Genomic DNA, 13759 nt, shown 5'->3' with positions numbered 1-13759 from the left:
TCTCGAAACCCACGTCATTCAACTCGGCCTGATGAATTCCCTTTCGGGATTTACCCCCGGCATACCAACGAAGCAGGAAGCCTGACGTGGCTTCCCAGTCGGTCGGCCGAATGGCGTAACGTTGCCGGCTCAGTCGTTTTGCGGGCGCAGGCCGAAGGTCGCGGGCTTGAGGCCGTAGCGCATGTCGAAATCGTCATCCGATTGCACCCGGCTGGTGGCCGGCGGCTTGCGGTAGTCGGGATCGCCGGCCTGGCGGCTTGAATCGACGACTTCGGCGAAGGCCATCGCCTGCTGCGTTGATTTCGGCACGTTGCGCAGCCGCTCGACGATCGCCACCAGGTCGACATCCTCGCCGGCTTTCGACTCGGCCTCTTCGCGTTTGTTGGTGCCGGGGATCAATTCCGAGGATAGTTTCTCGAATTTCAGCCGCATCGTCGTCGCCACGCCTTCGCCAAAGGCAATGGCCTCGCGCTGGCCCATGGACGACAGGAAAGCCAGCGTCGAGGCCGAGGAGTCGGCAATCGCCGAACGGATGATCGCCTGGTCCTGCTCGTTGGCAAGTCGCATGGCGAAGAAGGTCGAACATTGCGACAGGATGGTCGGGTCGAGTTCGCCCGGTCGCTGGGTGACGACGCCGAGATAGCAGCCATATTTGCGGCCTTCCTTGGCGATGCGCGACAGCGCGTGCCTTGTCGGCGCAAAGCCGAGACGCGGATCGGCCGGCATGTAGCGGTGAGCTTCTTCGCACAAAAGCAGAAGCTGCAGCTTGCCCTCGCTCCACAAAGCGAGGTCGAAGGCCAGGCGCGCCAGCACCGAACAGACGGAATTGACCACTTCGGACGGCATGCCGGCCATCTCGAAGCAGGTCACCGGGCGGCCATGATGCGGCACGCGAAAGAGGTTGCCGATCGTTTCGTGGATGGTGTCCTCGATCAGGCGCGAGTTGAACATGAAGCGGTAGCGTGGGTCGGCAGCCGCCGATTCGACGCGCGTCTTCAGGGATTTCAGCGTCGGGCGGTCGGTCTTGCTTTCGAGCATGCCCATACGCTCGTCGATCTGCTTGATAAGGTCGGCGATGCGGTAAGGCACCGGCGTATCGGCGGTCAGCGCATCGCTGCCGCGCCTGATGTAGCTGCCCGAATTCGGGTTGCGGTAAAGGTTCTTGGCGGCGGGGATGAGGTCGCGCAAGGCGTCGATCTCTTCCGGCACCGTCTCGCGGCCGCGGAACAGCACCTCGGCGAACTCCTCCAGCCTGAACATCCAGAACGGAAGGTCGAGCGTCTTGGAATCGACCCTGACGCAATATTCGGGCAGCGACGCTGCGAACTCGTTGTGCGGATCGAGGATCAGGATGCGCAGGTCCGGCCGCGCCGCAATCGACTTGCGCAGCAGCAACGAGACGGCGGTGGATTTGCCGACACCGGTGGTGCCGACCACGGCGAAGTGACGCGCCAACGTATCGTCGATGGCGATGTTGGCGGCGATCGTCTCGTCCTGTGAGAGTGTGCCGATGGTGATCGAATGACGCCCGGCGAGATCATAGACCGCCTGCAGGTCACGGGTGCGGATACGATGGGCGATGGCGCCGATATGCGGATAGGTGGTGATGCCGCGATCGAAGATCGGCTTGGCGCCCGGCTCTGCTCCGTCGCGGACTTCGCCGATCAACTCGATGCTGACCTCGATCGGGTTTTGACCTTCATTGCTCCAGGCGCGGTCCGACTTGCCGATCCCGTAGACCAAGCCGACGGTTCGCGTGGATCCCAGATTGATGGAAATCATCTTGCCGACTGTCCACAGGCCGGTCACCGCGCCGTCAACATCGTCCGCAAAGGCGCCGATGGTGGCGCGCGCACCGTCGCATTGCACGACGTTGCCCAGAATGCGCCTGTCGTTCTGCTCCGCGTTGCGACGCTCCTGCGATGTCGGTTCTCCAACGGAGGCTTCGCGTTCGACATACATGGACAGACCAACCCCCATTTTCCCTGGAGCATCGACCCTACAGGAACGGGGTTAAGGCTGGATGAGGTCGGATGGTGTAGAGACGATTAAGGGGTCCGTGAAAATTGTCGCGAGAGGGCTCTTCTCCATCGCCGGCATTTCGCTATAATGGACATATGGATGATATAGCGAACGATATTTCCTCGACCATCGGCAGAAGAATACACGCCGAAAGGACCATGCGGGACTGGTCGCTGGCCGAGCTTGCGGGGCGCTCCGCCGTGTCGAAGGCGATGCTGAGCACGATAGAGCGCGGCAAAACCAGCCCGACGGCGGCCCTCCTGGTGCGCATCGCGTCGGCCTTCGGCATGACGCTATCGACGCTCATCGCGCGCGCCGAGTTGCAAGGCGGCGGGCTGCTGCGCGAGGCCGATCAACCGGTGTGGCGCGACCCTGGTACGGGCTATGTCAGGCGGCATCTGTCGCCCGCCTCGGACATGCCGCTGGACCTGATCAGGGTTCAGTTGCCGGCGGGCGCCAGGGTCAGCTTTCCCGCCTCGTCCTATGCTTTCATCAAGCAGCAGATATGGCTGATTTCGGGGCGGCTCGAGTTCGCCGAGGGCGATGTGGTGCACCGGCTCGACCCCGGCGATTGTCTGGCGCTCGGCGCGCCATCGGACTGCACTTTCCACGCCCTGGAACCCGGTGCCGACTATCTCGTCGCGCTGGTCAGGGGTTGAAGTCATGGCCAGACGACCAAAACGCTCCCACAATGGGGGGCCGCCTCTTGACGAGTACAAGGGGCCGCCATGGGGCAAGGGCGACCCCTACATCTTCCTTGCCTGGCAGGCCGCCCATGCCAAGGCGTGGAAGGCGCCAAGCCGCGAGGTCATGCTGCTGCGCATGGACAAGGCCGAGCGGCTGGGCCTGACCTATGAGGAATATACGCTCGAGATATTGGAGCGCGGGCGGCATCTCAGGGAAGAAGACACCGAACGCATTGGCGCCATCAAGGCGGCACGAAAGCGCCGCCGCGCGCGCTATCTCGACTGACGACCGCTTCAGTCGTGCCATCGCAATCACAGGACATCACGCGCATGAACTCGATCGAGATCGGAACACTGACCCCAGCTGAACCGACGCAGGAGATGCTGGCCGAATTGCTGGTCGCAACGGTAGCGGCCGGTGGATCGGTCAGTTTCATGCATCCGCTGGCACCGGAAGCGGCTAGCGCATTCTGGCAGAAATCCCTGGCAGCAGCGGCAAGAGGGGAAAGGGCGGTGCTTGGTGCCTGGGACGGCGAGGTCCTAGCCGGTACCGTCACCCTGTTGCTCGACTGCCCGCCCAACCAGTCCCACCGGGCCGAGATCGCCAAGCTGATGACCCGTTTCGATTACCGGGGCAGGGGCGTGGGATCGCGCCTGATGCGGGCCGCTGAGAGCCTGGCCGTGGAAAAGGGCCGCACGCTGCTGGTTCTCGACACGGCGACGGAGGAGGGTGCTTCAGGGCTCTACGAGAAGCTCGGTTTCACGCTGGCAGGCGAGATACCGGACTATGCCTTGAAGCCGCATGGCGGGCTGACCGGTACACTCCTCTACTGGAAGCGTATCGGGCCAATCTCGTAACCAGTCACGCAGGACCGTAGCCGGAGAGGCGCGACAGCAGCCACCGGCGGAAATCCTGCTCGGCGCTGGTCAGGCGCGCGGTCGACGCCTTGGTCAGGAAATGCCCAGAGGTGCTGGAGAGTTCGAAGTCGGAAAGCCTGACCAGGGTCCTGCTGTCGAGCGCGGCATCGACCAGCGGCCGCGAGCCCAGCAGCACGCCGGCACCGGCCCTGGCCGCCTCCATCGCCGCAACGAAACTGTCGAAGCGATGCGATCGCCGGAGGTGGCCGGCCAACCCTGCGGCCGCGAACCATTCAGCCCACATCTCGCGTGCGCCGGCGACCAGAAGCAGCGGCAGGGAGGTCCAGTCGGCGTCGCCAGCCAGGGCCGGGGCAGCCACCGGCACGAGCCGCTCGGCGGTCAGCCTGTCGGCGTCACGTCCGGGGAAGGATCCGTTGCCGAAACGGATGTCGAGCGTTGATCCCGGCAGGTCGTAGTCGGTCGGTCGGTGGATCGTCACCAGATCGAGCTGGATGCGCGGCAATGCCGTGGCCAGATCGGGCAATGCCGGGACGAGCATCAGCAAGGCAAAGGAGATCGGCGCTCGAACGGTCACGGTCTGGACGGCACGCGGCTCAAACAGTTCAGCCGTGCTGCTGCCGATGGTGGCGAAAGCCGACTGGATGTGGGGCAGGTAAGCCGCGCCTTCCGGCGCCAGCGCGACGCCACGCGCCAGCCGTAAGAACAGGCGCGTCTTCAGCCGTTCTTCGAGAAGCCGGATGTGCTGGCTGACCGCCGCCTGGGTCAAGCCAAGCTCGGTTGCCGCGGCGGTGAAATTCGACAGCCGCGCCGCGGCCTCGAAACTGCGCAGCCAGTCAAGCGGAGGCAAGGGTGGGATTGTTCGAGCCATTAGTTGATTGAGGTCATTGGCCAAAAAAGGATAATTTGAGTTATGCCTTTCGTGCGGTCAACATGCAATCGAAACCCACGGCCGAGCCGTGGGAATAATACGAACAGGAATGGATCTCCATGCTCACCCACGCGCTGATCGGCGACGAAGGCAGAACCATCGAACTTGGCTGGAAGGACGGGACGCGCACCCGGTTTCACGCCATGTGGCTGCGCGACAATGCGCTGGACGAGAAGACGCGCAGTGCGGGCAACGGCCAGCGGCTCATCACCATCCTCGACATTCCAGCCGCGACGAAGATCGGCGCGGCGTCGATCAAGGGCGACGCCCTCGAGGTCAGCTTCGTGCCGGAAGGAAAGACGGTGAGCTTTCCTTCAAAGTGGCTGAGCGCCAATGCCTATGATCGCGACGCGGCCCGCCAGGCTGGCTGGACAGGCGAGGACACAGTGCGCTGGACCAAGGCGACGATGCAGAATTCCGTGCCGCGTGCCGGCTACCCTGCTGCCAGCCGCGACCGCGACGTCTTGCGGCAATGGCTGTCGGCGGTGAAAGCCTATGGCTTCGCGGTGATGGACGACCTGCCGGCCGAATCCGGGGCGCTTTGCAAAGTGTCCGATCTGTTCGGCTATATCAGGGAAACCAATTACGGCCGCTGGTTCGAAGTGCGCGCCGAGGTCAATCCCAGCAATCTCGCCTACACCAATCTCGGCCTCCAGGCGCACACCGACAATCCCTATCGCGATCCCGTGCCGACGCTGCAGATCCTGTCCTGCATCGAAAATACGGTGGAGGGTGGCGAGTCCAGCGTCGTCGACGGGTTTGCCGTCGCGGCCGCCTTGCAGGCTGAGAACCCCGAAGGCTTTCGGCTGTTGAGTTCGTGCCCGGCGCGGTTCGAATATGCCGGCTCGGCCGGCGTGCGGCTGCAGGCGAAGCGGCCGATGATCGAGCTCGGGCCAGACGGCGAGCTGATCTGCATCCGCTTCAACAACCGTTCGTTGGCGCCGATGGTCGACGTGCCGTTCGCCGACATGGAGGCTTACTATGCCGCCTATCGCCGATTTGCCGAGCTGATCGAGGATCCATCCTTCGAAGTGACCTTCAAGCTCGAAGCGGGCCAGGCGTTCATCGTCGACAACACCCGCGTCATGCATGCCCGCAAGGCGTTTTCCGGCACCGGCAAGCGCTGGCTGCAGGGTTGCTACGCCGACAAGGACGGCCTGCTGTCGACGCTTGCGGCGATCGAACACGGGTTCAACGAGGCGGCGGAATGAGCGGCCAGGACCTGAACGCGGACAACATCGTCGAGTTCATCGCCGACATCTTTGAACGCCGGGGTGCCGAATCCTATCTCGGTGAGCCCGTCACCATGTCGGAGCACATGCTGCAGGGCGCATGGTTCGCCGAGCAGGACGGCGCGCCGGACGAGCTGGTGGCGGCGGCCCTGCTGCACGACATCGGCCACTACACCAGCGAGTTTGGCACCTATTCGCCCGAGGATGTCGAGGACAAGCATCATGACGAAGCCGGCGGCGAGGTGCTGGCGCCGTTCTTTCCGCCTGTCATCGTCGAATGCGTCAGGCTGCATGTTTCGGCCAAGCGCTATCTCTGCGCCACCGACCCGACCTATTTCGGCAAGCTCTCGCATGCATCGGTGCATACGCTGTCGCTGCAGGGTGGGCCGATGAGCGCGGACGAGGTGGCCGAGTTCCGCAAGAATCCCTTCCATGAAGAGGCGGTCCGGGTCCGTATCTGGGACGAGAGCGGCAAGGTCGCCAACATGAAGACACGGACATTCCGCGACTACGTGCCGTTGCTGCAGCGGGTCGTTCGCGACTATCGCGATCGCGCCTGACGCAACTCCGTCGAGGTCGAGCACGCTCGCCGTCTTGCCGCTGCGCTTGTTCCGATGTATCAGCCGCGCCCACCATGCGGCCCGCATTTTCATTGGCCGCACCGTATCGACCACGCTTTTGATGGAGGCGACGATGAAATCTTGTTCACGCATTTTGCGCCTCCGCGGCGGACGAACGGGCTGACCCCGCGCCACAGCGGTTCCAATACCCTGGCACTCTGAGGACCGCCGTGCTGCGATGTGCGGTGGGAGTTGTCGTCTACACGAGCTGCATAACCCGCGACGGCGTTAAGCCGCATTGTCCATAAAACGGTGGGAAGCCTAGCTCCCGGCCAACGATCGCGGCTGCCTGAAAATCAAAGATGCAGCTTTGCAACACTCCGGCAGGCCATTGTAAACATTGATGGAATGGCACTTGCGCTGAGTTTCTTGTGAGCCTAGATACCGCGCCGTTCCCAACCCGTCATCCTGAAAGGAGACCTGTCCATGTCACGCCAACCCAGATCGACACATTCCGTGCCGACGCTGGAATTGCGTGCGGCTGACAGGGTTCCAATCAGGAAGAACGGCCATGGCAAAGTCCATGATCCAGCGCAGGCAGGRCGCCGAGCGCGAACGCATTGAAGCATATCAAGCATCGCTGAGGCGGGTTTCCGCCATGCCGCGTCCCGCTCCGGATTTCGAGCGGGCGCTCGAGGAGGTACGCCGCGGCTATGCAAACATGGCGATCCGCGACGGCGCGTTGTGGCGTCCAAAGCTGAAGACGCGCGACCCGGCGCGGCTGCGGCTGGCTGCCGCCCGCTATCTCTTTGCGCGTTATCCGGTTTCGGCCGCGCTCGAGGCCATCTGGCTGGATAGGTCGGGGCTCGATGGTCAGGAGATCGCACTTCGCCTGGTCTGGTACGTCACGGCTGCAGGTGGCGGCTCGCTCTACAAGGCGGGCGCCAATGCGTGGCTGTCGCGAAAGGAGGTGCATTGCTTCCTGAACGTGTCTGGCGATTTCACCTTCGACGAGGCGTTCTGGTTCGCGATCGCGCGGTCCTACACGGATGATCCAGGGATTGCGGCTCGGCTCGCGCGCACGAAAATCGCGCGCACGCCGCGTGGCGAGTTGGCCTTCTGGCGCGAGGTGGCGCGCTTCTTCTGCGAGCATCCTGCTTTGAAGGAGGAGATCGACGATCTCTGTGACTATGTCGGCGCTAAGCACCGGCGCGATGGTGCCTATAGCCTGAAGGGCCGCACGCTCGCCTCGCTGCACCGGCAGATGTCGGACTGGCATCGCGATCTTGCTGCGATCGAACGCATCGAGGCGATGCGCCGGCGGGCCGCCGCGCGGGCTCAGCCCGTCGCCGGCGCACCCGCGCAGTGCAGCGCCTGGGACGGCTCGCGTCTGCAGGATTGGGAATGGCATCCGCCGCCCAAGGAGGCGAAGGCGCATGGCGAGTGGTTCTTCATCCGCCAGTTGAAGACCGCAGAGGACCTCGTTGCCGAGAGCCGGGCGATGCATCATTGCGTATCGTCCTATGCGACCAAATGCATTGCCGGCAATGCCTCGATCTGGGCGCTGCGGCGCAAGGCGCTCGGCAAGACTGAACGCTTGCTGACGATCGAGCTCGATCGTCAGCATCGGGCGGTCCAGGTGCGCGGTTTCGGCAATCGTCTGGCAACGACGGACGAGCGCAAGATCCTCGAGCGTTGGGCCAAGGCGAAGTGCGTGACGCTGCAGGACTGAACAGAAAGAGCCCGCGCGGCGGAATCGCCGCGCGGGTTTAAAAAACGGGCGGATGTACGAGGCGCTATCCCTTGTGGTGCACCTGCTGCAGCCCGTAGACCGGCGTCGGCAGGCCTGCCTGCCTGGCCTTCAACTGCAGCGACAGGAACTGCGAATAGTGGCGTGACTGGTGCAGATTGCCGCCATGGAACCACAGTGCTTCCTGCTGCGTCGGTTTCCACATGTTGCGCAATTCGCCCTCCCATGGACCGGGATCCTTGGTGGTGTTCGAACCGAGACCCCAGCATTTGCCGACCTTGTCGGCGACGTCCCTGGAGATCAGGTCGGCCGCCCAGCCATTCATCGAACCATAGCCGGTGGCGTAGATGATGACATCGGCGGGCAACTCGGTGCCGTCACTGAGGAGCACCGAATGCTCCTTTATCTCAACCACGTTGACACCGCTTTTCAGCTTGATCGAGCCATCGATGATCAGATCGGAAGCGCCGACGTCGATATAGTAGCCCGAACCACGTCGCAGATACTTCATGAACAGGCCCGAATCGTCATCGCCCCAGTCGAGCATGAAGCCGGCCTTCTCCAGACCCGTGTAGAATTTTGCATCGCGCTTCTTCATCTCGGCGTACGCCGGAATCTGGAATTCGTGCAGGATCTTATAGGGCAGGGAGGCAAAGACGAGGTCGGCCTTGGCCGTGGTCATGCCGCTCTGCACCGCCTGTTCCGAATAGAGGGACCCCAGCCCGATTTCCATCAAGGTGTCGGACTTGACGATATGCGTGGTCGAGCGTTGCACCATGGTGACATCGGCGCCTGCTTCCCAAAGTGCCGCGGCGATGTCGTGGGCGGAATTGTTCGAGCCGACGACAACGGCTTTCTTGCCGGCATAGCCATCGGGACCGGGGTGCTTCGAGGAGTGATGCTGATCGCCCTTGAAGTTTTCCATGCCTTTGAATTTCGGCATATTGGCCTTGCCGGATTGTCCCGTAGCCAGCACCAGCTGCTTCGGCTTTAGCGTAATGTCCTTGCCGTCGCGGTGGACGACGACCGTCCATTCCTTCTTCCTGTCGTCATAGGACGCGCTCTTGGCCTCGGTCGAGGACCAGTAATTCAGCTCCATCACCTTTGTGTACATTTCCAGCCAGTCGCCGATCTTGTCCTTGGGCGAAAAGACCGGCCAGTTCTTCGGGAAATCGATATAGGGCAAATGGTCGTACCAGACCGGGTCATGCAGGCAGAGCGACTTGTAGCGCTTGCGCCAGCTGTCGCCGGCCCGCTCGTTCTTCTCGATGATGATCGTGGGAACGCCGAGCTGCCGCAGGCGCGCGGCGAGCGCGATGCCGCCCTGGCCGCCGCCAATGATCACCGTGTAGGGCTGCGTCTTGAAGCCGAGCTCAGCGGCTTCCTTCTCGCGTTCTTCCTTCCATGTCTGACGGTTCTTGCCCGAGCCGTGTTTGGCACCCATCGGCCGCGCGAAACCCGCCGGCTCCTCGTGGCCCTTCAATTCGACCATGGTGGTCAGCAGCGTCCAGATCTTGCCATCCTTCAGCCTGACATGGCCGAAGCCGCGCGCCACCTCTGTCTCGAAGCTGATCCAGCCATCTATCAGTCCGCCGCTCTCGGTCGCGTCCTCACCCTTGGCGATGGCGAAGTGGGATGGCTTGGTCTTCGACAACTGGCTCTTCAGCATGTCGCGGACCTGGTCGCGACCCTCCATGGTCTTGATGTTCCAGGTGAAGGTGACGAGGTCACGCCAGTAACAGTCCTCCTGAAAGCAATCGACCGCTTTTTCGATGTCATTGGCGACCAGGGCGGCGCCGAATTGGTCGAGCAGGTCGGACAGTTTCTTGTTAGGGGCCTTGTCGAGCATCAGCTTTCCTCCTTGGATTGTGATCGCTTCTCGATCGAGCGATTTTGGCCGGACTGAGTTGTCCACGATGAGCGGAGTATTTCTTCAAAAGCTCCGCAGCGTCACGCCCTCCAATAGTTTGGCGTGTTTTCAATACCTTATCGGAAACCTATGGGATTTTTCCGGTGATGGCTTGCCGGTGCCGAGGAGGAGAGCCGGCCCCTTTTGCTGCGGGTTCATGTCACTCAGATTCGCCGTTGACAGCGGCGTAAAACCAATTCTATTGTCCGCCACCATGAAAACGGCACTCATTCTCGTAGGAAAGCGCGTGGGCAAGGCGGTGTAACCGCCGGGCGAAAACCTCCCATGCGCACACACAGGCTCCTTCGGGGGCCTTTTTTATTGCCTGAAACACGACTAAACGACCAGCAATCGCCAGATGGCGGCAGTACGGGACCAGACCGATGAGCAACGGACAGAGTGAGCGGCGCGAAATGCCAAGAACCGAAATGACGGGCGCCGAAATGGTGGTGCAGGCGCTGAAGGACAATGGCGTCAAGCATGTCTTCGGCTATCCGGGCGGCGCGGTACTCCCGATCTACGACGAGATTTTCCAACAGGACGAGGTCGAGCACATCCTGGTGCGCCACGAGCAGGGCGCCGGCCATGCGGCCGAAGGCTATGCGCGCTCGACCGGCAAGGCCGGTGTCATGCTCGTGACGTCGGGACCCGGCGCCACCAATGCGGTGACGCCGCTGCAGGATGCGTTGATGGATTCGATCCCGCTGGTCTGCCTGACCGGGCAGGTGCCGACCTCGCTGATCGGCTCCGACGCTTTTCAGGAATGCGACACGGTCGGCATCACGCGCCCCTGCACCAAGCACAACTGGCTGGTGAAGGACGTCAACGAACTCGCCGCAACCATCCACGAGGCCTTCCATGTCGCCACCACCGGCCGTCCCGGTCCGGTCGTGGTCGACATTCCGAAGGACGTGCAGTTCGCCCGGGGCTTTTACGTGTCGCCGCAGATCGCGCCGCGCACCAGCTATCAGCCCAAGGTTCAGGGCGACCTGGACAAGATCAAGGCGGCGGTCGAATTGATGGCCAGCGCCAAGAAGCCGATCATCTATAGCGGCGGCGGCGTCATCAATTCGGGTGCGGAAGCAAGCCATCTGCTGCGCGAACTGGTTGATCTCACCGGCTTCCCGATCACTTCGACGCTGATGGGGCTCGGCGCCTATCCGGCATCGGGCAAGAACTGGATGGGCATGCTGGGCATGCACGGTACCTATGAAGCCAATATGGCCATGCATGATTGCGATGTGATGATCTGCATCGGTGCGCGCTTCGACGACCGCATCACCGGGCGGCTGACCGCGTTCTCGCCGAACTCGAAGAAGATCCACATCGACATCGACCCGTCATCGATCAACAAGAACGTCCACACGGAAGTGCCGATCATCGGCGATGTCGGCCGGGTGCTGGAGGATATGGTGCGGCTGTGGCGGGCCACCGCCAAGGCCGACAAGAAGGCGCTCTACCCCTGGTGGGAGCAGATCGCAAAATGGCGTGCGCGCGATTCACTCGCCTACAAGATGAACAACGACGTGATCATGCCGCAATACGCCATCCAGCGGCTCTACGAACTGACCAAGGGCATGGACACCTACATCACCACCGAGGTCGGCCAGCACCAGATGTGGGCGGCGCAGCACTATCATTTCGAGAAGCCGAACCGCTGGATGACGTCAGGCGGGCTGGGCACGATGGGTTATGGCCTGCCGGCGGCATTGGGCGTGCAGATCGCGCATCCCGACGCGCTGGTCATCGACATCGCCGGCGACGCCTCGGTGCAGATGACGATGCAGGAGATGAGCGCCGCCGTACAGCACGACGCGCCGATCAAGATCTTCATCCTCAACAACCAGTATATGGGTATGGTGCGGCAGTGGCAGCAGCTGCTGCACGGTAACCGGCTGTCGCATTCCTACACCGAGGCGATGCCGGACTTCGTCAAGCTGGCCGAGGCCTATGGCGGCCACGGCATCCGTTGCGAGAAGCCGGACGAGCTGGACGATGCGATCAAGGAGATGATCGCGGTGAAGAAGCCGGTGCTGTTCGATTGCCGCGTGGCAACGCTTGCCAACTGCTTCCCAATGATCCCGTCGGGCAAGGCACACAACGAGATGCTGCTGCCCGACGAGGCGACCGACGAGGCGGTGGCCAACGCCATCGACGCCAAGGGCAGGGAACTGGTGTAGTCCGCTCAGCCGAGGCAGGGCTGTCGCGAGAAGCCGTGCGAAAACAGAGAATTAGCTCAATAGTTTGAAATCGAGATTCATGTCATGAACGCACAGCACCTTCAGCCCACCGGCTCCGCCTACTTCATCGCCAAGGAGACGGAAAGGCCGGAGAACCACACGCTTTCCGTACTGGTCGACAATGAGCCGGGCGTGCTCGCCCGGGTCATTGGCCTGTTCTCCGGGCGCGGCTACAACATCGAGAGCCTGACCGTTTCCGAGACCGAGCATGAGAAGCACCTGTCGCGCATCACCATCGTGACGCGTGGCACGCCACATGTGCTGGAGCAGATTAAGCATCAGCTCGAACGCATCGTGCCGGTCCACCGCGTCGTCGACCTGACCGTGCGCTCGCACGAATTCGGCCAGGAGCGGCCGCTGGAGCGGGAACTGGCGCTGGTCAAGGTTGCCGGTACCGGCGAGGCCCGCGTCGAGGCGCTGCGGCTGGCGGACGCCTTCCGCGCCAGCGTCATCGACGCCAACACCGAGCATTTCATCTTCGAGATCACCGGCAAGGGCTCCAAGCTCGACCAGTTCATCGCCATCATGAAGCCACTCGGCCTGGTCGAGATCTGCCGCACCGGCGTGGCGGCGATGAACCGCGGTCCACAGGGGATGTAGGCACGGCCGGGCCTTCCAAATCTTTGACAAGCGTAGGTCTGGCTCGGTCATAGACCGGCCACTGGTCTTTGTGCAGTCGCCGAGAAGAGACAATAATGCTGACGTGTCTGGGAGGATATCATGTCGCTTGACGCATTCCTTGCCCTGCTCGTCTATGCCTTGGTGACGTCGATCACGCCCGGGCCGAACAATTTCATGCTTCTGGCATCGGGAGTGAATTTCGGCATCGTCAGGACGGTTCCGCACATGCTGGGCATCAGCATCGGTTTCCTGGTGCTGCTGGTGGCGGTTGGGCTTGGCCTGGGTGCGGTGCTGACCGCGTTTCCGATCCTGCATACGGCACTCAAGGTCGCGGGCGGCGCCTACCTGCTCTATCTCGCCTGGAAGATCGCCATGTCGCGTTCGCTTGCCGGCAAGGGTGAGGCGAAGGGGCAGCCCATGCGCTTCATCGACGCGGCGGCGTTTCAGTGGGTCAACCCCAAGGCATGGGTTATGGCGATCACCGCCATGGCCGTCTACACCAATCCGGAGCATCCGTTCCTGTCGGTAGTGTTGATCTCGGTGGCCTTCACCGTCGTCAACTTGCCGAGCGTCTCGGTGTGGGCGGGTTTCGGCACCGCGCTGCGCGGTTTCCTGTCGGACCCGGTGCGGCTGAAATGGTTCAACGTCGCCATGGGCGTGCTGCTGGCGGCGACGTTGTGGCCGATGCTGCGCTAGGCGTGTCGACATTCCGATGATGCGGGCAGGTGATGCCGGCCTGACCTGAAACCCGGCCCACCTCGGTCGGCTGCACATCCATTGTGCAGTGCACATTAAATCTTCGTAATGCCGTGTTTTGGCCCTTTTCCGACAAAGGCGTGTCCTATCTATTCGGCGAAATGGCGGCAACGGGCCGTGATTTGCGCTAGAATGCGAACCATCGGCCCATCGCGTGTCGGATGGAGAGGGCCTTT

At 62.5% G+C, this 13759-nt stretch carries 12 protein-coding genes; 9 read left to right on the top strand and 3 right to left on the bottom strand.

Annotation, left to right across the window (positions count from 1 at the left end):
* Positions 1-129: 129 nt before the first annotated feature.
* Positions 130-1962 (bottom strand): ATP-binding protein, encoded by a 1833-nt coding sequence (locus tag AC1D0I_RS13555; RefSeq protein ID WP_477395642.1) that lies wholly within the window; start codon positions 1960-1962, stop codon positions 130-132.
* A gap of 155 nt (positions 1963-2117) precedes the next feature.
* Between AC1D0I_RS13555 and AC1D0I_RS13550 the strand changes: the two genes are divergently transcribed.
* The 3 genes from AC1D0I_RS13550 to AC1D0I_RS13540 are packed head-to-tail and all read left to right on the top strand — an operon-like array spanning position 2118 to position 3566.
* The gene (locus AC1D0I_RS13550) at positions 2118-2681 is read left to right on the top strand and encodes a helix-turn-helix domain-containing protein (RefSeq protein ID WP_477395641.1); all 564 of its coding nucleotides are present in this window, start codon (positions 2118-2120) and stop codon (positions 2679-2681) included.
* Positions 2682-2685: 4 nt separating this feature from the next.
* Positions 2686-2994 carry a hypothetical protein gene (locus tag AC1D0I_RS13545; RefSeq protein ID WP_477395639.1) on the top strand — a complete coding sequence of 103 codons (309 nt, stop codon included), beginning with the start codon at positions 2686-2688 and terminating at the stop codon, positions 2992-2994.
* Between the two features lie 44 nt (positions 2995-3038).
* Positions 3039-3566 carry a GNAT family N-acetyltransferase gene (locus tag AC1D0I_RS13540; RefSeq protein ID WP_477395638.1) on the top strand — a complete coding sequence of 176 codons (528 nt, stop codon included), beginning with the start codon at positions 3039-3041 and terminating at the stop codon, positions 3564-3566.
* 4 nt (positions 3567-3570) lie between these two features.
* Here AC1D0I_RS13540 and AC1D0I_RS13535 read toward each other — a convergent pair whose 3' ends face one another.
* The gene (locus AC1D0I_RS13535; protein ID WP_477395636.1) at positions 3571-4455 is read right to left on the bottom strand and encodes a LysR family transcriptional regulator; all 885 of its coding nucleotides are present in this window, start codon (positions 4453-4455) and stop codon (positions 3571-3573) included.
* A 119-nt stretch (positions 4456-4574) separates the two neighbouring features.
* Between AC1D0I_RS13535 and tmpA the strand changes: the two genes are divergently transcribed.
* The 3 genes from tmpA (at position 4575) to AC1D0I_RS13520 (ending at position 8039) form a co-directional block, all read left to right on the top strand.
* Positions 4575-5726, top strand: coding sequence for a 2-trimethylaminoethylphosphonate dioxygenase (gene tmpA / locus AC1D0I_RS13530; RefSeq protein ID WP_477395634.1), 1152 nt, complete (start codon positions 4575-4577; stop codon positions 5724-5726).
* The gene (gene tmpB / locus AC1D0I_RS13525; RefSeq protein WP_477395632.1) at positions 5723-6307 is read left to right on the top strand and encodes a (R)-1-hydroxy-2-trimethylaminoethylphosphonate oxygenase; all 585 of its coding nucleotides are present in this window, start codon (positions 5723-5725) and stop codon (positions 6305-6307) included. The genes tmpA and tmpB overlap by 4 nt, the downstream gene beginning before the upstream one ends.
* 571 nt (positions 6308-6878) lie before the next feature.
* The gene (locus AC1D0I_RS13520; protein WP_477395630.1) at positions 6879-8039 is read left to right on the top strand and encodes a PcfJ domain-containing protein; all 1161 of its coding nucleotides are present in this window, start codon (positions 6879-6881) and stop codon (positions 8037-8039) included.
* 64 nt (positions 8040-8103) lie between these two features.
* On the opposite strand, the gene AC1D0I_RS13515 is transcribed toward AC1D0I_RS13520, so the two are convergent.
* Entirely contained in the window at positions 8104-9906 is a 1803-nt protein-coding gene (locus AC1D0I_RS13515; RefSeq protein ID WP_477395629.1) for an NAD(P)-binding domain-containing protein, read from the bottom strand.
* Positions 9907-10349: 443 nt separating this feature from the next.
* Between AC1D0I_RS13515 and AC1D0I_RS13510 the strand changes: the two genes are divergently transcribed.
* From AC1D0I_RS13510 to AC1D0I_RS13500, 3 genes are all read left to right on the top strand, one after another.
* Complete coding sequence (locus AC1D0I_RS13510) at positions 10350-12146, top strand: acetolactate synthase 3 large subunit (protein WP_457151508.1); 1797 nt, start codon at positions 10350-10352, stop codon at positions 12144-12146.
* An 84-nt stretch (positions 12147-12230) separates the two neighbouring features.
* On the top strand, positions 12231-12806 hold the full coding sequence (gene ilvN / locus AC1D0I_RS13505; RefSeq protein WP_013894763.1) for an acetolactate synthase small subunit: 576 nt from the start codon (positions 12231-12233) through the stop codon (positions 12804-12806).
* A 120-nt stretch (positions 12807-12926) separates the two neighbouring features.
* Entirely contained in the window at positions 12927-13523 is a 597-nt protein-coding gene (locus AC1D0I_RS13500) for a LysE family translocator (protein ID WP_477227053.1), read from the top strand.
* Positions 13524-13759: the final 236 nt, after the last annotated feature.

The organism is Mesorhizobium sp. P2_D1 (assembly GCF_056404455.1).
The sequence above is the reverse complement of the archived record's forward strand: the minus strand, read 5'-3'. Positions and strand labels throughout refer to the sequence as shown.